Annotated in this window: 16 protein-coding genes; 11 read left to right on the top strand and 5 right to left on the bottom strand. The window is 60.1% G+C overall.

The window, feature by feature from the left end:
- Positions 1–65: 65 nt before the first annotated feature.
- Positions 66–1,043: a tRNA-dihydrouridine synthase family protein gene (locus tag PSV43_RS11080; RefSeq protein ID WP_300196732.1), complete on the top strand. Its 978-nt coding sequence runs from the start codon at positions 66–68 to the stop codon at positions 1,041–1,043.
- Between the two features lie 36 nt (positions 1,044–1,079).
- Here the strand turns inward: PSV43_RS11080 and PSV43_RS11075 are convergent, their stop codons facing one another.
- Entirely contained in the window at positions 1,080–2,141 is a 1,062-nt protein-coding gene (locus tag PSV43_RS11075) for a PDDEXK nuclease domain-containing protein (protein WP_300196730.1), read from the bottom strand.
- Between the two features lie 248 nt (positions 2,142–2,389).
- Here PSV43_RS11075 and PSV43_RS11070 point away from each other — a divergent pair, with 248 nt between their 5' ends.
- The 6 genes from PSV43_RS11070 to PSV43_RS11045 all read left to right on the top strand — a co-directional run bounded on the left by PSV43_RS11070 (position 2,390) and on the right by PSV43_RS11045 (position 9,089).
- On the top strand, positions 2,390–4,081 hold the full coding sequence (locus PSV43_RS11070; RefSeq protein WP_300196728.1) for an SUMF1/EgtB/PvdO family nonheme iron enzyme: 1,692 nt from the start codon (positions 2,390–2,392) through the stop codon (positions 4,079–4,081).
- A gap of 122 nt (positions 4,082–4,203) precedes the next feature.
- Positions 4,204–5,742, top strand: a complete 1,539-nt coding sequence (locus PSV43_RS11065; RefSeq protein WP_300196726.1) for an MFS transporter — start codon at positions 4,204–4,206, stop codon at positions 5,740–5,742.
- A 217-nt stretch (positions 5,743–5,959) separates the two neighbouring features.
- A complete protein-coding gene (locus PSV43_RS11060; protein ID WP_300196724.1) occupies positions 5,960–6,409 on the top strand; it encodes a MarR family transcriptional regulator in 450 nt (149 codons plus the stop codon).
- A gap of 99 nt (positions 6,410–6,508) precedes the next feature.
- Complete coding sequence (locus PSV43_RS11055) at positions 6,509–7,153, top strand: polyphenol oxidase family protein (RefSeq protein WP_300196722.1); 645 nt, start codon at positions 6,509–6,511, stop codon at positions 7,151–7,153.
- A 6-nt stretch (positions 7,154–7,159) separates the two neighbouring features.
- Positions 7,160–7,999, top strand: a complete 840-nt coding sequence (gene ispE / locus PSV43_RS11050) for a 4-(cytidine 5'-diphospho)-2-C-methyl-D-erythritol kinase (protein ID WP_300196720.1) — start codon at positions 7,160–7,162, stop codon at positions 7,997–7,999.
- 343 nt (positions 8,000–8,342) lie between these two features.
- Complete coding sequence (locus tag PSV43_RS11045; RefSeq protein WP_300196718.1) at positions 8,343–9,089, top strand: HesA/MoeB/ThiF family protein; 747 nt, start codon at positions 8,343–8,345, stop codon at positions 9,087–9,089.
- A 1-nt stretch (position 9,090) separates the two neighbouring features.
- Here the strand turns inward: PSV43_RS11045 and PSV43_RS11040 are convergent, their stop codons facing one another.
- A complete protein-coding gene (locus PSV43_RS11040) occupies positions 9,091–9,462 on the bottom strand; it encodes a Dabb family protein (protein WP_300196716.1) in 372 nt (123 codons plus the stop codon).
- An 85-nt stretch (positions 9,463–9,547) separates the two neighbouring features.
- On the opposite strand from PSV43_RS11040, the gene PSV43_RS11035 reads away from it, so the two are divergent.
- Together PSV43_RS11035 and PSV43_RS11030 are read left to right on the top strand one after the other, a co-directional pair.
- Entirely contained in the window at positions 9,548–11,110 is a 1,563-nt protein-coding gene (locus PSV43_RS11035) for a glucose-6-phosphate isomerase (RefSeq protein WP_300196714.1), read from the top strand.
- 81 nt (positions 11,111–11,191) lie between these two features.
- The gene (locus PSV43_RS11030; RefSeq protein ID WP_300196712.1) at positions 11,192–11,545 is read left to right on the top strand and encodes a hypothetical protein; all 354 of its coding nucleotides are present in this window, start codon (positions 11,192–11,194) and stop codon (positions 11,543–11,545) included.
- Here the strand turns inward: PSV43_RS11030 and PSV43_RS11025 are convergent, their stop codons facing one another.
- The gene (locus tag PSV43_RS11025; protein WP_300196710.1) at positions 11,546–12,316 is read right to left on the bottom strand and encodes an RDD family protein; all 771 of its coding nucleotides are present in this window, start codon (positions 12,314–12,316) and stop codon (positions 11,546–11,548) included. It abuts the gene before it with no gap.
- A gap of 70 nt (positions 12,317–12,386) precedes the next feature.
- Here PSV43_RS11025 and PSV43_RS11020 point away from each other — a divergent pair, with 70 nt between their 5' ends.
- Complete coding sequence (locus PSV43_RS11020) at positions 12,387–14,114, top strand: ABC transporter ATP-binding protein (protein ID WP_300196708.1); 1,728 nt, start codon at positions 12,387–12,389, stop codon at positions 14,112–14,114.
- A gap of 450 nt (positions 14,115–14,564) precedes the next feature.
- Here PSV43_RS11020 and PSV43_RS11015 read toward each other — a convergent pair whose 3' ends face one another.
- The gene (locus PSV43_RS11015) at positions 14,565–14,999 is read right to left on the bottom strand and encodes a hypothetical protein (protein WP_300196706.1); all 435 of its coding nucleotides are present in this window, start codon (positions 14,997–14,999) and stop codon (positions 14,565–14,567) included.
- Positions 15,000–15,031: 32 nt separating this feature from the next.
- A complete protein-coding gene (locus PSV43_RS11010; RefSeq protein ID WP_300196704.1) occupies positions 15,032–15,775 on the bottom strand; it encodes a dienelactone hydrolase family protein in 744 nt (247 codons plus the stop codon).
- Positions 15,776–15,946: 171 nt separating this feature from the next.
- Between PSV43_RS11010 and PSV43_RS11005 the strand changes: the two genes are divergently transcribed.
- On the top strand, positions 15,947–16,825 hold the full coding sequence (locus PSV43_RS11005) for an ADP-ribosylglycohydrolase family protein (RefSeq protein ID WP_300196702.1): 879 nt from the start codon (positions 15,947–15,949) through the stop codon (positions 16,823–16,825).
- Positions 16,826–17,755 lie beyond the last annotated feature (930 nt).

Genomic DNA, 17,755 nt, shown 5'->3' with positions numbered 1-17,755 from the left:
CCGAAGGCTTCCGGAGCGAGCTAAAGCCCTCGACTACTTTCAGCACCCGTGGTTAAGAGACGGCTGTGAATCCCACCGAACATCTCGACGCACTCCTCACACGGCCTGAGCCGCTGCTGGCGCTGGCTCCGATGCAGGATGTCACGGACCTGGAGTTCTGGCGGCTCATGGCGCGCTATGGCGGGGCGGATGTGTACTACACGGAGTACTTCCGCGTGCATGCAGACTCGCATTTGGACAAACCGATCCTCGCCTCGCTGATTCACAATCCTACGGGCAAACCGGCCATCGCGCAGATGATTGGGAATGACATCCCTTCCCTGGTGCGCAGCGCCAAAGAGCTGCAGGAGTACAACATCGCCGCGGTGGATCTCAATCTCGGCTGCCCGGCACCCATCGTGTACAAGAAGTGCGCCGGCGGCGGACTGCTGCGCGACGTGCCGCGCATCGAGGGCATCCTGGGCGCGCTGCGTGAGGCGATTTCCATCAAGTTCACGGTGAAGACGCGGCTCGGTTTTGATGACACGGAGACCATCGACGCGCTGGTGCCGCTGTTTGCCAAGCATGGCGTGGACTTGCTCACCATCCACGGCCGCACCGTGCTGCAGATGTATCGCGAAGGAGTGCGCTATGACCTGATCGGCAACGCCACCTCAAACCTCCCCTGCCCTGTATTGGCGAATGGCAATATCAACTCCCATCTCGAAGCCGCCGAGGTGGTGCAGAAGGCCGGAGTGCGCGGCCTCATGCTCGGGCGCGGTGCCATCCGCAATCCGTGGATGTTTGACCAGATCCGCCAGCACACACGCGGCGAGGCCGTCTTTCAACCCACCCCGACCGACCGGCTGCGCTATGTGGAGGAGTTGTACGAATGCGTGACGATGCCAGACACCCGCGAGCTGGACATGGTGAACCGCATCAAAAAGCACCTCAATTTCTTCGCCTGGGGCCTGGCAGATGCCGAGACTTTTCTCAGCACCATGCGCCGCTGCACCACAAGGGCGGGGATCATGGAAGTGTGCACGCGGGCGTTTGGGGTGTGAAGTGTCAGTTCGACTTGGAAACCAACGCGATCTGTTTCAGTCTTGCTGTTCTTCCTCTGGCAGACTACTGCCTGCCAGTTCCCGCTCGATCTGTGCAATGCTCGGGAGGCTGGTTAGCAGTTCCGGCGGCAGTGACTCTACCAGTTGATACTCTGCCACCCCAAGCGGTTGCGATTTGTCGCGCAACGCATATTCGGCCACCACCTGGTTTTTGCTTTTGCATAGCAGCAGACCGATGGTCGGCCCATCAGCGGGGTGCTTGACCTGGGCATCCACCGCCGTCAGGTAAAAGCTCAACTGCCCGAGGTGCTCCGGCTTGAATTTTCCGGCCTTGAGTTCGATCACCACGTAGCAGCGCAATTTGAGGTGGTAAAACAGCAGATCCAGAAAAAACTCCTCCCCGCCGACATCCAGCAGCACCTGCCGCCCCACAAAGGCAAAGCCTGCGCCCAATTCCAGCAGGAAGCTGGTGACGTGTTTCACCAGTGCATCCTCAATTTCCCGTTCCTGCGCCTCCTCCGTCAGCCCCAGAAAATCGAAACGGTACGGATCTTTGAGGGATTCCCGCGCCAGATCAGACTGCGGTTTTGGCAGGCTGAGCGCGAAGTTGGTCGCAGCCGTGCCGCTGCGTTCCAGCAGGCGGGATTCAATTTGCATCACCAAGATGTTGCGTGACCAGTTGTTCTCGACGGCTTTGCGCAGATACCAATCGCGTTCTTCGGGCGTTTTGAGCTTGTCAATCAGGGTGCAAAGATGAAACCACGGCAATTGTGCAGCAGCCTGCTGCACAAATTCCTCGTTTGGCCAGGCCTCGGCAACAGCGCGCATGTATTTAAGATTGCGCGAAGAAAATCCCTTCATCTCCGGGAAGGCAGCGCGCAGATCCTGAGACAGACGCTCGATCACCTTCGCACCCCAGCCTTGGGCTGCCTGCCGAGCCAGGATGTCCTGCCCGAGCTGCCAGTACAGCTGAACCAGTTCCCGGTTCACCGCCAAGGAGGCGCGCTGCTGGGCGGTGTGGATGCGGCTCTTCAGATCGGCCAGCCAGCTAGGATAGCCTTCAGGCGGTTCCATGAGGCGGACGGGGTGTTCATTCATGCCCACCCCCTTCCTGCGGTCTTCCGGGCTTTTGCTGCATTGTTGTCCGCTGCTGTCATCTGTGGTGAAACCATAAAAGTGGCTTGAAGCACGAAGTTACGACTGTTTGCATGGCTGTTGCACAATCCTTTTCACATTTTCATCCCCTCACTCCCCGTAATTTTACACGGTTTTGCTCGTATTGGACATCCGCCCAAGCCTGTGCTATCGCCCCATCCATGTTTTCACCACGAACACTCCTTTCATTAATGGCCCTGACTCCCGCGCTTTTGAGCGCAGTGGAGAAGGTTGATTTCAACAAGCAGATCAAGCCGCTGCTCGAAGGTGCCTGCACGCATTGCCATGGCGAGAAAGAGGACAAGGGCGACTTCCGCATGCACACGCTGGAAGACATGAAGAAGGGCAATGAGAACGGCCCGGGCCTGACGCCGGGCGATCTGAAGAAGAGTGCCATCTATACTACACTGCTCCTGGCCTCAGACGAAGACATGGCGATGCCCCCGAAGAAGGAAGGCATGCTGGAAAAATCCCAGATCGAAGTGATCAAGACGTGGATCGAGCAAGGGGCGGAGTGGCCTGCGGGTGTGGTGCTGGAGCAGACGCCGCGCATCAAGTTTGAAAAGCACATCCAGCCGATTTTGGAAGAGAACTGCGTCTCCTGCCACAACGCGGAAAAGGCGAAGGGCGACTGGGTTATCACGACGAAGAAGGAAGCTTTCAGCACGGGTGAGAACGCGCCGAACATCATCCCCTTTGACCTCAAGAGCGCGATCTACCATTCCACCACCCTCGCGGCAGACGATGACGATTTGATGCCACCGAAGAAGAGCGGCGGCCCGCTGAGCAAGGAGAACATCAACTACCTCAAGCTGTGGATCGAGCAAGGCGCGCCATGGCCTGACGACCTGAAGCTGACGGCAAAGGAAAAGAAGGGCCCGGCTTCGACCAACCCGGACAACATGGAGCTGGTGAAGAAAATTCACGCCTTCATCGTGCAGACTTCCAAGGAGAAGACCGAGGCGGAGATGAAGGCCTACGACTCCAAGATCCCCAAAACGGGCATCCCCTTCAGCATGGTGGTGATCAAGAGCGGTGAATTCACCATGGGCAGCCCCGAGAGCGAGGCTGACCGTGGCGATGACGAAGGCCCGCAGGTGAAGAAGACCCTGAAGCCCTTCTGGATGGGCAAATTCGAAGTGACCTGGGACGAGTATGAGCCCTTCCAGCTCACCAGCATCGGCCGCAACAAAGACGGCTCCCGCCAGGTGTGGAAGCCGACCGACAAGCCGGAAGACCTGATCTCCCAGCCAACGCCGCCGTATCAGCCAATGGACTTCGGCATGGGCCGCGATCACCTCCCCGCCATCTGCATGACGCAGCACGCCGCCAACAAGTACTGCCAGTGGCTCAGCGCCCAGACCGGCCAGTTCTACCGCCTGCCGACCGAGGCCGAGTGGGAGTATGCCGCCCGCGCCGGCACGAAGACCGCGTATTTCTTTGGCGATGACAAGGCGCAGCTTAAAGAGTACGCCTGGTACTTCGACAACGCCCCGAACTTCCAGTACGCCAAGGTCGGCATGAAGAAGCCGAATCCCTGGGGCCTGCACGACATCTACGGCAACGTCTGCGAGTGGTGCCTGGATCAATACACCCCCACGATGCCCGGCGCCGCGATTGCCGGCAACGACTGGGTGCGCTCCAAGACCCCCTACCCGCACGTCGCCCGTGGCGGCACTTATGACGACGATCCTGAGCTCCTCCGCAGCTCCGCCCGCAAGGCCTCCGATCCCCTGTGGAAGCAGCAGGACCCGCAGCTGCCGAAGAGCATCTGGTACCTTACGGACGCCACCTGGCTGGGCTTCCGCATCGTGCGCCCCCTGGAAATCCCCACGGTGGAAGAAATGTTCGCCGCATGGAACAATGGCGTCGCCAAAGAATAACGCCGCACCTTTCCCCTGAGCCCATTCACAGGCCGCTGCCACCCAGCGGCCTGTTTCGTTGATCACACGCGACCTCCCGATACGTTCAAGCCCACTCCTCTCAACTCCCCACCGACGCACCCATGACCGACACTAAAACCACCAACAAGGGCGCCGTGGCCGCCCTCATCGCCGCATTCCTCGGCTGGCTCTTCGACGGCTTTGAAATGGGGCTGTTCCCGCTCATCGGCAAACCCGCGCTGCAAGATCTACTGCCGCAGGCGAGCGCCGTGGTACAGGGGCAGTGGTTCACCGTCATCATCGCGGTCTTCCTCGTCGGTGCCGCCACGGGTGGCGTGCTCTTTGGCTGGCTGGGGGATAAGCTAGGCCGCGTCAAGGCCATGACCCTGGCCATCTTCACCTACGCCATCTTCAGCGGTCTCTGCGCCTTCGTCACCGAGGCCTGGCACTTCGCAGGTCTGCGCTTCGTGGCTTCCCTCGGTATGGGCGGCGAGTGGGCGCTCGGCGTTGCTTTGGTCAATGAAATCTGGGGCAACAAGAACCGCGCCTGGATCGCGGGGATGATCGGTGCTGCATCCAACATTGGCTTCCTGCTCACCGGTCTTATTAGCTGGCAGCTCAATGCCAGCCTGGACGTGGTCACCCACTGGATTCACTCCATGGGTCTCTCCCAGGAGAACACCGAGTACCTGCTTCACAACCGCGCCTGGCGCTTCATCGCCGTCAGCAGCGCCCTGCCGGCCATCATCAATTTTTTCATCCTCGTCTTCGTCCCCGAATCCCACAAGTGGGAGGCGGAAAAGAAATCCGGCAGTACCTCACATTGGGCCACCATGGATTTGATGGGAGTCCTCATCGCCTGCATTGCAGCGCTAGGCATCATTTACGTGTGGTCGCCCATGACCACGGTCGGCGGTGCTGTCGCCGGAGTGGTGACGGTGGTGGGCATGGTCATCGCGCTCTGGGGTTACATGCACCCCGTGCGCCAGTACATGGCCCGCTCCGTGGCCGCAGGCAGCACGCTGCCGGCTGATCGCAGCGTCATCATGCGCAATCTGCTCATCGGTGCAGGACTCGCCGCCGTGGCACTGCTCGGCACCTGGGGTTCCGCGCAGCAGGCCGCACGCTGGGCTTCCGATCTGGCTCCGAAGGGCAGCACACTGCCAGTCATCGACTACGTGGTCATCGCCACCGCACTCGGGGCCATTCTCGCCACCTTGATCACCCCCTTCATTGCCGACAAGCTGGGACGCCGAGTTACTTACACCATGCTCTGCGCCGCCGCCCTTGTGGCATCCGTGGGCTTCTTCCGCATCAATGTCCCCTTCGTCGGCACCGAGATTCCCTCCACGCTGATCATCACCGCCTTCCTGCTCGGCGGCATCACCGCCTCTTTCTACGGCTTCTTCCCGCTCTACTTCCCGGAACTCTTCCCCACCAGCGTGCGAGCCACGGGACAGGGCTTCTGTTTCAACTTCGGCCGCCTCGTCGCCGCCATCGGTGCCTTGCAGCTCGGCAACCTGATGATGATGTTCAATGGCGAAAACGTCACCGCAGTGCAGTCTGCCGCCAATGCCTATTCGGTGCTTTCGTGCATCTACCTCGTGGGAATGGTGCTGGTGTGGTTCGCACCCGAGACCAAAGGCCGCACGCTCCAATAAAAGGGGGATCAGCTCCTCTTTGAAAGAGTTCTTGCCAAGTAGCCCTTCATCGATAATAATCAGTTTATATTAACTTCTCACAAATAAGAAGTTATTATCTTAAGCTCAGTAAAATCTTATGGAACCTATGATTTTGCCTTGATCCTACCAATAGAACTTGTTACATTAGTCATTATTCAAGAATTTCTCGGAAACCATAGCTCTAAGGACTCCCTCCATGATTAACGGAACCAAAAACCTCGCCAAAGACCACGCCAAGCTGGCAGATTTCATCTTGTACAGTCAGCGTGAGTTTTTGTTGAATCTCTCCCGTGAGCTCAACCGCGATAACATCTCCTTCGCTCAGTTCTTTCTGCTCGGCTATCTCGCCACTTCAAAAGAGCTGACGATGACGGACATCGCCCGGAAGATGGGACACTCCACGGCAGCCGCCACCGGCCTGGTGGATCGTCTTGAAAAGCTCGGCCTCATGGAGCGTACCCACGCTGTGGATGACCGCCGCAAGGTGCTTGTTCGCATCACCTCCCGTGGCATCGAACTCGTCAGCCGCCTGCGCAACGAACTGACCAATCAGATCGCTGATGCCATGACCGAAACTTCATCCGTCGATGCCGACAGCTTCATGAACTCCTACAGTACGCTCGACACGGCAGCAGCAGCCCGTTAAGCGTTTCCCCATACTTTTTGCAAAGGCGCCCGGTTTGTCCGTGCGCCTTTGTTTTTTTCATGGCAGAACAGTCTGAAGATGAACCCCCATCAACCTTGGATGACTTTCAACGCCCTCGAAGCACTGCCTGGATTCGCGCATCGCTTCACCCTGCGCCATCCCGACATCGATGTGGCGGACGAGCGCGCGGTGGTGGTAGAGCGGCTGTGGGACTGGCATCGCGCCCAAGCTAAAGAAATTGGCTTTTCGGGTGGCGCGCTGTGCATCGCCGAACAGGTGCATGGGCGGGAGGTCGTGGTGCTCACGGCACCCACGAATGAAATCATCGCAGGCGCGGACGGCATCGTTTCCAACGTTCCCGGCCTCGTCATCGGGATCTACGTCGCCGACTGCTGCGCCGTCTATCTGGCCGATCCGCGCAGCGGAGCCTTCGGCATCGTGCATTCGGGCAAGAAGGGTTCTGAAAACGGCATCATGACGCACGCGATTGAGAAAATGCAGCAGCACTTTGGCACCCGCGCGGAGGATGTGATCGTCCAGCTAAGTCCCTGCATCCGGCCCCCGGCCTATGAGATCGACTTTGCCGCGCAGATCCGCCAGCAGGCCCTGGATGCCGGAGTGCCCGCCGCGCAGATCCACGACACGGGGCTCTGCACGTCTTTGGATTTGCACCGCTTTTATTCCTACCGCATGGAGAAAGGCCGTACCGGGCGCATGCTGGCTCTGCTCGGGCGCACCGCTTGATCTTCCATGACTTTTCATTCACCCGCCAAAATCAATCTGTGGCTGCGCATCCTCGGCAAACGGCCGGATGGTTTTCATGAAGTGCAGACCCGCCTCTGCCGGCTGGCCTTGGGCGACACCGTGGAACTTGAGCACCGCGGCGCAGGGACGGCGGTGGACCTGACGTGCTCCGACCCCACGGTCCCGCTGGATGAAACCAATCTGGCCATGCGCGCCCTGCGTGCCTTTGAAAACCTCAGCGGCAGGCAGTCCTCCTGGCGCATTCATTTGGAGAAAAAAATTCCGGCAGGCGCAGGACTCGGCGGCGGCAGCAGCAATGCGGCCACGGTGCTGATGGGGGCCAATGAACTTGCAGGCTCACCGCTCACGCAGGCCCAGCTCATCGAACTCGGCGCGCAGATCGGCTCGGACATCCCCTGCTTCATTCTCGACAGCCCCGCCGCCGACGGCGCAGGGCGCGGCGAGGAGGTCAGCGAGGTGGATTTTCCCTGGCAACTGCCGCTGGTCCTGATCAAGCCGCCCTTCCCCATCCCGACCCCTTGGGCCTATAAGCGCTGGGCCGACTCCAAGGAAATCCCCGGCATCCTTTACACCCCGCAGATCTGCCCATGGGGTGTCATGACCAACGATCTGGAGCGGCCGGTCTTCGAGAAGTACCTGCTGCTGCCCACCTTGAAAACCTGGCTGCTGGAGCAAAGCGAAGTCCGCGCCGCCCTGATGTCCGGCTCTGGCAGCACCGTTTTTGCCATCACGGAATCCCCCGCTCAGGCGGCAGAACTGGCGGAAAAAGCACGCGAGTGGTGCGGCGAGACGAGCTGGGTGAAGTGTACGATGACCGGGAAGTGAGGGGGGAAGAGGTCAAGCAGGTCAATGATGGTCGGTAAGGCAAGTCTTGACGGCGTAGCCATCTTGACCGCGCAGCGACTTTAACGGCTCAGTCTCCGAAAAAATTGAGGCCGGGCGGCTCCCGATTCCGCCCGGCCTCTGGTTTGATCAACCTCAACTTAGTCCTGCGGTGAAGCAGGGTTTCAGTTAATAACTAACCAATCACTCTCAAGACTCAGTCAATGGAGGGCTGATACCCCGCATAACTGTTAATGTGTTAGAGTGCGGTCCGTTAGAAGTGTTGAAAAATGATGGAATTATTTTTGCGCGAGCTTGCCAGCCGCCTTCGTTCTCTCGTGCCGCTATGCCAGAACTCCCTCTGCTGACAGACCCCGAACGTGCCCTTTATGAATGGCAGATGTGGGTGCCTGGTGTCGGTGAGGAAGGCCAGCGGAAGCTCAAGGCGGCCTCGGTGCTGATCTCCCGCGTCGGCGGGCTGGGAGGTCTGGTGGCGCTGGAACTCGCTGCGGCAGGCGTGGGAAAACTGGTGCTAGCCCACGGCGGCGATTTGCAGCGGCCGGATTTGAACCGGCAGTTGCTGCAAACTTACGATCACATCGGCAAACCGCGCATGGATTCCATCGTACGGCGTCTGCACGAACTCAATCCCCGCTGCGAAATCGTGGGTGTGGCGGAAAACGTGACGGTAGCCAATGCGGCCTCTTTGGTGGCTCAGGCAGACATCGTGGTGGACGCAGCGCCGCTGTTTCAGGAGCGGCTGGCTTTGAATGCCGCCGCTGTGCGTGCAGGCAAGCCGATGGTGGAATGCGCCATGCACACCCTGGAAGCCAGTGTGACTACGTTTGTGCCCGGCAGATCGGGCTGTCTGGCCTGCTACGTGCCCGAAGTGCCGCCCACTTGGACGCGGCAGTTTCCGGTGTTTGGTGCGGTGTCAGGCACGGCGGCCTGCATCGGCGCGATGGAGGTGATCAAGCTGATCACCGGCATCGGCGAAACGCTCTGCGGCGAGCTGCTGTCGATGGATCTCGCCAGCATGCAGTTTCGCAAGATTCGGCTGCCGAAACGGAACGACTGCGCGGTGTGCGGCTGAGTTATTTAGCCACGAAGTCCAGCACGCAGACTTTGTCGAGCAGCGGCTTGAGCTTGGCGACAAAGGCCGAATGCTCCGGATGTGGCAGATAGACATCCAGACCCGCCTTGTCTTTAAAGGTGACGAGGAAGCAGTGGGTGTAGCCGTCATTGAGACCTTCAGGGCTCACATTGGTGCCCCATTCAAAGGCGGTGACCGTATCGACTTTTTTGCTGAGTTCGATGAAGGCGTTTTCGATGCCCTGCACCTCGGCTGGCGTGGCGCTGTCTTTGAATTTGAAGAAGACAACGTGGCGGTAGGGGGCGTCTGCGGCGGTGGCGAGGGTGGTCATGGCGGAGAGGAGAATGGCGAGAGCGAACAGGGCGGCTTTCATAGTGGTCAAAAATGTCGCAGGGCGCTCCATGCGTCAACGGCTCAAACAGGTTGCGCCGTGGCATCGCGCATGCTCCCAATGATCCATGAGCCATTGGGACCGCTTTCAAAAACACTTTGTTCGTTACTCAAACCTGGGATTCTCCATCGACATCAGCCGCATGGCTTTCGAGGATGAGATTTTCAAGACCATGGCTGGTCGCATCGAGTCTGCCTTCAAGTCGATGATCGCACTCGAAGCGGGAGCCATCGCCAATCCGGATGAGCAGCGCATGGTCGGCCACTACTGGCTGCGCAATGCCCGCCTTGCCCCGAATGACGCCATCCAGCATGAGATCAGCGAGACTCTCGCCGCAACCCTGAAGTTCGCTGCGGATGTCCACTCCGGTGCGATCACCGCAGCCAATGGCAAAAAGTTCTCCCGTGTGCTCGTCGTGGGCATTGGGGGTTCGGCGCTGGGTCCTCAGCTCGTCGCGCATGCTATCACCCCGGCCAATCCGCCGCTGGCGATTTCCTTTCTCGACAACACGGACCCGGACGGCATTGACCGCTTGATGGCCCAGATCGGCAATGAACTGGCGACCACCCTCACGCTGGTGATTTCCAAATCCGGCGGCACGAAGGAGACGCGCAATGGCATGCTGGAAACCGAAGCCGCCTACAAGGCCAAGGGGCTCGACTTCGCCAAGCACGCCGTCGCCGTGACGGGTGACGGCAGCGAGCTGGACTTGCACTCCTCCGGCCAGGGCTGGGTGGCCCGCTTCCCGATGTGGGACTGGGTGGGCGGACGCACGAGCCTGATGAGCGCCGTGGGCACGCTGGCCGCTGCGCTGCAAGGCGTGGACGTACTGCAGTTTCTGGCCGGTGCAGCGGCGATGGATGTGGAAACACGTCAGCGCCCCGCCATCGAGAATGCTGCGATGCTGCTGGCTCTGATGTGGCACCATGCCGGCAAAGGCAAGGGTTTGAAAGACATGGTGGTGCTGCCCTACAAGGACAGGCTGGTGCTCTTCAGCAAATACCTGCAGCAACTCGTCATGGAAAGCCTGGGCAAAGAACACGACCTCTCCGGTGCGGTGGTGAATCAGGGCATCGCCGTCTATGGCAACAAAGGCAGCACGGACCAGCATGCCTATGTGCAGCAGCTCCGTGATGGCGTGAACAATTTTTTCGTCACATTCATCGAAGTGGGCAGAGCACGTGACAAGGCCTCCATGGAAGTCGATCCCGGCTTCACCACCGGCGACTACCTTCAGGGCTTTCTGCGCGGCACCCGCAAGGCGCTGGCGGAGAAGGGCCGGGAGTCCATCACGCTGAACATTTCTGAACTCAATGCGTTTAGCCTGGGAATGCTCATCGCCTTGTTTGAGCGTGCCGTGAGCTTTTACGCCAGCCTGGTGAACATCAATGCGTACCACCAGCCCGGCGTTGAAGCGGGTAAAAAAGCCGCCACGAATTTCCTCACTCAGCTCGCCAGCGTGCGTGGTGCCCTGACTGCCGCCGGCAGCACGGCGGATGAAGTGGCAGCCAAGCTTGGGATTGATGCCGAGGACGCCTTCCACATGCTGAACCACCTTGCCGCCAATGAGCAGGCGCGAATTGTTGCCACTGGCGACAGTCCAGCGCTGGATCAATACGCAGCGCCGTAACAAATCGCCGTTTGCACACCGATCGTGCGCACCCTATAAATTGTACCCTTGCGAGGCCTGCCGTCCTCTGGCGTTAAAGACATGCGTGACATTCCCATTCCCTACCAAATCGCCTGTGTCATTCTGACCGCCCTTTTCATCTGGTCGTTCAGCGTTGCACGGGAGCCACGAGGATGGCGGCGGCTGTTTCAGTCCATGTTCTCCAAATCGGAGACCTTCTCCGTCAACAAGAACAAAATCATTGATGAGGCCTTGAAGCGCTACGGCATCGTGATTGCGATGGCCATTCTGGTGGTGGATGTCTCCTGCTTTGTGCTTGGCGTGACCCATAAAAGCCGCACCAAACTCCGGCGTTTCACTCCCGAACAGCTCGAAGATATTCAGGAGATCAACAAGTACAACAACGGCAGAAAACCCGGCGGCGACAGCTTGTGATCACCCCTTCCGCTTAATCGTCACCAGGGTGTCGGCCAGCAGATCGTGAAGGCAGCGGCGGTCTTTGCGGAAGATCATCAGTGAGTCCACCAGCAGCAGGGCCAGTCCAATGCCGCCGAGGGAAAGCGAGCCGGCAAAGATGAGGACGAGAAAGAGCAGGGAGCGCAGCAGCACGGCCTTGATAAAGCCTGCCCGCGCCCCGTCCGGAGAGCGCACCACCTGAATGCCCACGCAAAGCTTCCCAACGGTCTGACCGCGCAGGGTGAGCAGCACCACATTGAAGATCAAAGTCACGTCAAAGATCAGGCTCATGATGGCCAGCTTCACGTCACCGGATGCCTGGACCTGTTCAGCCCGCTTCTGCATGGCGGCCATCACCGCAGGCGTATCGTTCTGCAGCTTCTGGATTTCCTCCACAAACGCCGAGTCAAAAAACATCGTGAGGATGACCCCTATCGGCACGATCAGCAGGGTGAAATCGATCAGCTTGGCGGCGAACCTCCGCTCACGTGAGGCCAGCTCAGGGAGCGGCTCCAGATCCTGCCGCACTTCGGCACGCAGGGCTTTGATGGCTGGCGGCTCGACGGCAGGTGCCTGAACCGCCTCCGGGTTCACCTCCTGCAGATGGGCCTGCAAGGTCTGCCACTCCGGCATGCCTTCCGTCCAGCACAGGTCGGTGGATTTGAAACGTCCATTCCGCAGTCCGGCGCTCACATCCAGATCATTAAAAGTGCCGAGTTGTTCCTCGCCGCGTGCCAGATGGTATTTCATGTATATGCCTGTTGCTGTAAGTCGTATGCTAGATAGCTGCTAACCCGCCAGCATCAAGCTCCCATCCCGATTGAAAACCATCGCCCGCGTCTTTTCCTACCTTCGTCGTTACCCATGGCTCGGCTCCGCCCAGATCGGCTGTGCCATCGTCGGCACCCTGATGGTCATCGTCTTTCCGTCCATCACCCGTGAGGTCATGGACGTCGTCGTCCCTGGCAAGCAGTGGGAACGCATAGGCCCGCTCGCACTCTGGGCGCTGGCCGCCTACTTTGCCCAGCACCTGTTCAATTCCCTGCGCATCCAGCTAAACAACACCTTCGAGCAAAAGGTCATCTACGATCTCCGCAGCGACATCTACCAGCGCCTGCAAACGCTGCCCCTCCGCTGGTTCGACAACCGCCACTCCGGCGACATCATGACGACGGTCTCCGAGGACATCCCCTCCGTGGAGCGCGTGCTCATTGACGGCATCGAGCAGGGCCTGGTCTCCGTGCTGCAAATCATTGTCGTGGGCGGGTTCATGCTGCAGGCAGACGTCACGCTGACGCTCTACGCCCTCATTCCCCTGCCCTTTCTCATGGCCGGTGCGCTGCTCTACACCCGCACCTCCAAGAACCGCCACCGCAAGGTGCGCAAGGCCAGCAGCGCCATGAACTCCCTGCTGCAGGACAACGTCTCCGGCATGCGCCAGATCAAAGCCTATGCCATGGAGCGCGAGGAGCATGACCGCTTCAACCTCAGCAGCGGCGCGCTGCGCACCGCCACGCTCCACGTCATGCGCATCTGGGCCATCTACCGCCCCGGCATGAATTTCTTCACCAGCACCGGCATGGTCATTGTGCTCTGGGTGGGCGCACGCCAGCTCATGGCAGGCCAGATTCAAACGGGGGACCTCACTGCCTTCCTCCTGCTGGTCAAATTTTTCTACGACCCCATCGAAAGCCTGCACCAGCTCAATCAGATCCTGCAAACAGGCCGCGCTGCCGGGGAACGCGTCTTCGACATCCTCGATGCCGAACCCGAAGCCGACACCACAGGCGGGCGTGAACTGGGAACCATCGCCGGGCATGTGCGCTACGAGAATGTCGGCTTCAGCTACGCGGGTAAAACTCCCACGGTGCACGGCGTCTCGCTCGATGCGCGTCCGGGGCAAACAATCGCCCTTGTGGGACCAACTGGCGCAGGCAAATCCACGCTGATCAATCTGCTCACGCGCTTCTATGAGTATGATGAAGGTGTCATCACCATCGACGGCACCCCTGTGCACGAACTCAACAAAGCCTGGCTGCGCCGCAACATCGGCTACGTCACGCAGGAGAGCTTTTTGTTCAACGGCACCGTGCGCGAGAACCTCGTCATCGGCAAACGTGATGCCACCGATGAGCAGCTCTGGGACGCCCTGAAAAACGCCAACGCCGATGCCTTCGTCAAACGTCTGGCCGATCTGCTCGACACCCAGGTAGGCGAGCGCGGGGTCAGACTCAGCGTCGGTGAAAAGCAGCGCATCAGCATCGCCCGCGCCCTGCTGCGCAATCCGCCCATCCTGCTGCTGGATGAAGCCACCGCCAGCGTGGACACCGAGACCGAGCGCCAGATTCAAAATGCCCTGGAGCACCTCATGGCAAACCGCACCTGCTTCGTCATCGCCCACCGCCTCAGCACCGTGCGCAATGCCGACCGCATCTACGTGCTCGAGCACGGCCGCATCATCGAGCAAGGCACCCATGAGGAACTCATCTCCCAGGGCGGCATGTACGCCAAACTATGCCGCACCTCATTGATCACTGCTGAAGCCTAGCGCATCCGGCCGTGGGATGGGTGTGGCGACAGCCCGCCTGTCTCTCAGCGTGCTGCTACCACTTGGGCGTAGGAACGCCCTGGCAGTCGGGCGGTTTGGCGAGGTCTGTGGTGGAGCATGGACCGCCCTCGACGCCAAACACACCCAACCTACGCCCGAGCCGCTCGCAGTTCACTTGCTCGTCCACTCTTGATCACGGCTGAAGCCTAGCGCATCCGGACGTTGGATGGGTGTGGCGACAGCCCGCCCGTCTGTCAGCGTGCTGCAAACACTTGGGCGTAGGAACGTCCTCGCAGTCGGGCGGTTTGGCGAGGCAGGTGGTGGAGCATGGGCAGCCCTCGACGCCAAACACACCCAACCTACGCCCGAGGCTTTCGCAGCTCACTTGCTCTGAACTCACACAGGCACCCAGAGACATGCTAGCGACTCCGTTGGTCGCTCACGCTGCTCTCATTGGAAAATGCGCGGATCGCCCGGCTTGTAATAGTGGTCAAACATCGGCGGCCAGGAGTCGGAATTCGATTCTGTGTAGATAAAGCTCATGCGCGAGCTCAGCTCTCGCAAACCAGCAGCGCGGCGCTTCTTGATGATGTAACGCTTCAGCCTGCGACTGCGTGCCGGCTTGGTCACATCGCCCGTTCCGCCGGCGCTGCACCAGAACTGATCCCAGGATGGAATCCGGCCGTGTTCGTCATGCGCACCTGTTGGCTCCAACCCTTGCTTTTCACGAGCAATATCAAGATCATAGGAAGCCTTGTATTCGCTGTCCGGGATATTACGACCCATCACATTGATCTTGCCGATGCAACCTGCGAGCAGGGAGCCGCCTAGCAAACTGAGCAGTATCATCAGTGACCTGCGTTGAGGGAGAGCTGTGGAGTCCATGGTTTGAAACGATAGAATTTAAATAACCTCAATTACTCGCACAGGCAGCGGCGGAAGAAATCCACCGTCATGCCCAGCGCCTGACGCGCCACCTCGGCATCGTAGCGCAGGCCTTCGTCACGCAGGAAGGCGTGAGCGGCATTGAACTCGTTCCAGGTGAACTGCACACCAGCAGCCGTCAGCGTCTGGTAGATCATGGCACGCCCCTCGGCGGGCACATGCGGGTCCTGACGCCCAAAGACCATCAGCAACTCCCCTTTGATGTCTGCCGCGCGAGCGAGCGAGTCGTCATTCATGCCTGCGCCAAGGCTGCTCTTGTGCAGATCGGTGGGGTAAAAGCATGCCGCAGCAGCCACATCCGGCTGCAGGGCGGCGCGATAGGTCAAGTGACCGCCAATGCAGGGGCCAAAGGAACCGAGCCGCCCGTTGCAGTCTGCGTGGGCTTTCAAGTAGTCGAGCACGGCGCGGTTGTCCGCATCGTAGGCGGCCACGGATTTCTCGGTCTTCAAGCGGTTGCCCACATCCGAACCCGCCTGATCGTAGGCCAGCACGGTTCCGGCAGTCAGGTACTCATGATAGATCTCTGGCAGCGCCACGATGAAGCCATGCCCCGCAAGGAACGCAGCCGTGCGGCAGATGGGCCCCGTGTTTTGAAAAATTTCCGAATGAAACAGCAGCCCCGGATAGCGCCCCGCGCCCGCAGGACGCAGCACCAGCGTGCGCATGGGACCGGTGGGCGTGGCGAGTTCGACGATTTCAGGTTCGCGGAGAGTCATGGGAAAGAGGATGAATGAGCGGCACGATGGCGAATGCCGCCAGCACACACAAGCACTCGTTCCTCGCACCGTCCTCCATTTACAGTTTTCAATTTTCAGCTCGCAGTTTTCAGTCCCGCACGGCACTGCATGGGCGTAACGCTCTCACCTCGATCACGATCTCCCCGCCCCATGACTCCCGACCTCTCCTCCCGCATTGCAGGCATGCTGCAAGGCAGCTTCATCGCCGAATCCATCTCACTCGGCGTACACTGGATTTACGACCCCGCCTTGATTCTCAAAAAGCAGGGCCGCGTCACCGGCTACCTCGCGCCGGGTGCGGAGTCCTACCACCCGCACAAGCAGGCCGGTGACCAGGGCCATGCTGGAGATCAGGCCCTGCGTCTGCTTACCTTCCTTCAACGCGAACGCCGCTGGGACGCCACCGCCTTCCTCGCTGACTGGCAGGCCATGTGGCCCACCTACAATGACTACGTGGACAAGGCCACCAAAGGCACCCTCGCCAATCTCGAAGCGGGTGCCACTGCCGCCACCAGCGGGGTTCCCTCCGACGAACTCGCCGGCCCCGCCCGCATCGCCCCACTCATGGCCCTGCTGGCCGATCAGGCTGAGTCCGAAGCCGTCGCAGCCGCCATCGAGCAGACCGTGGTCACGCATCGCTCACCTGAGGCCATCGAATGCGCCGAATTCCTTGCCCGCGCCACGCACCGCCTGCTGCAAGGGGGGGAACTGCAAAGCGTCATTCGTGACACCGCGCCAGCATGGGCACTGCAAGCCGCCGAAGCCGCCACGGGTAGCGACGCCATCGGCCAGCTCGGCCGCGCCTGCCCCGTTCCTCAGGCATTGCCCGCCGTGCTCTGGCTCGTCCTTCATCACGGCCCAAGTTTCGAGACAGCCACCATCGAAAACGCCATGGCTGGCGGCGACAACTGCGCCCGCGCCCTCGTCCTCGGCATGCTCCTCGGAGCCGCCCACGGCCTCGAAGCCATCCCTGCGGCGTGGCGCGAAGGGCTTCTTGCCAAGCCGCTGCTGGAGAGATTTCCCGCATAGCTCCCTCGGCGCGCGGAATTTATTCCGCTGCACTTCGATGAAGCGTGAGGTTCTTAATACGCGAGATCCCTCTTCGCGGGGAGGGTCAGAGTGCTTGCGGTGTTCATCGTGGAAAACACGTTACGGGCGTGAGCGACCTGCTGCGGACTGAAGTGCCGCGCTCCTTCCAATCATTTGATGAACGATGCCCGTGCAGAATCAGCTCCTCGGCGCGCGGAATTTATTCCGCTGCACTCCGACGAAGCGTTGAGATCTTAATGACGCGGGATCCCTCTTCGCGGGGAGGGTCGGGGTGCTTGCGGTGTTCATCGTGGAAAACACGCTCCGGGCGTGGGCGACCTGCTGCGGACTGAAGTGCCGCGCTCCTTCCAATCATTTGATGAACGACGCCCGTGCAGAATAAGCTCCTCGGCGCGCGGAATTTATTCCGCTGCACTCCGACGAAGCGTGAAGTTCTTATTTACGCGAGATCTCTCTTCGCGGGGAGGGTCGGGGTGCTTGCGGTGTTCATCGTGGAAAACACGCTCCGGGCGTGGGCGACCTGCTGCGGACTGAAGTGCCGCGCTCCTTCCAATCATTTGATGAACGACGCCCGTGCAGAATAAGCTCCTCGGCGCGCGGAATTTATTCCGCTGCACTCCGACGAAGCGTGAAGTTCTTATTTACGCGAGATCTCTCTTCGCGGGGAGGGTCGGGGTGCTTGCGGTATTCAGCGTTGGGAACACGTTCCGGGCGTGAGTGACCTGCTGCGGACTAAAGTGCCGCGCTCCTTCACGCAGCACTCCGTATTCAAGACCCGGCGATGCTGTAGGATCGAGGACGAGTTCGAGTAGGAGGACGAGGACGAGGACGAGGACGATTCGGCTTCGAGAGCACGCTTGACCTCTTGACCTCTTGACCTCTTGACCTCTTGACCTCTTGACCTCTTGA

The sequence above is a fragment of the Prosthecobacter sp. genome, from assembly GCF_029946185.1.
Classification (GTDB): Bacteria; Verrucomicrobiota; Verrucomicrobiia; order Verrucomicrobiales; family Verrucomicrobiaceae; genus Prosthecobacter.
This window is presented reverse-complemented; position numbering and strand designations above follow the sequence as displayed.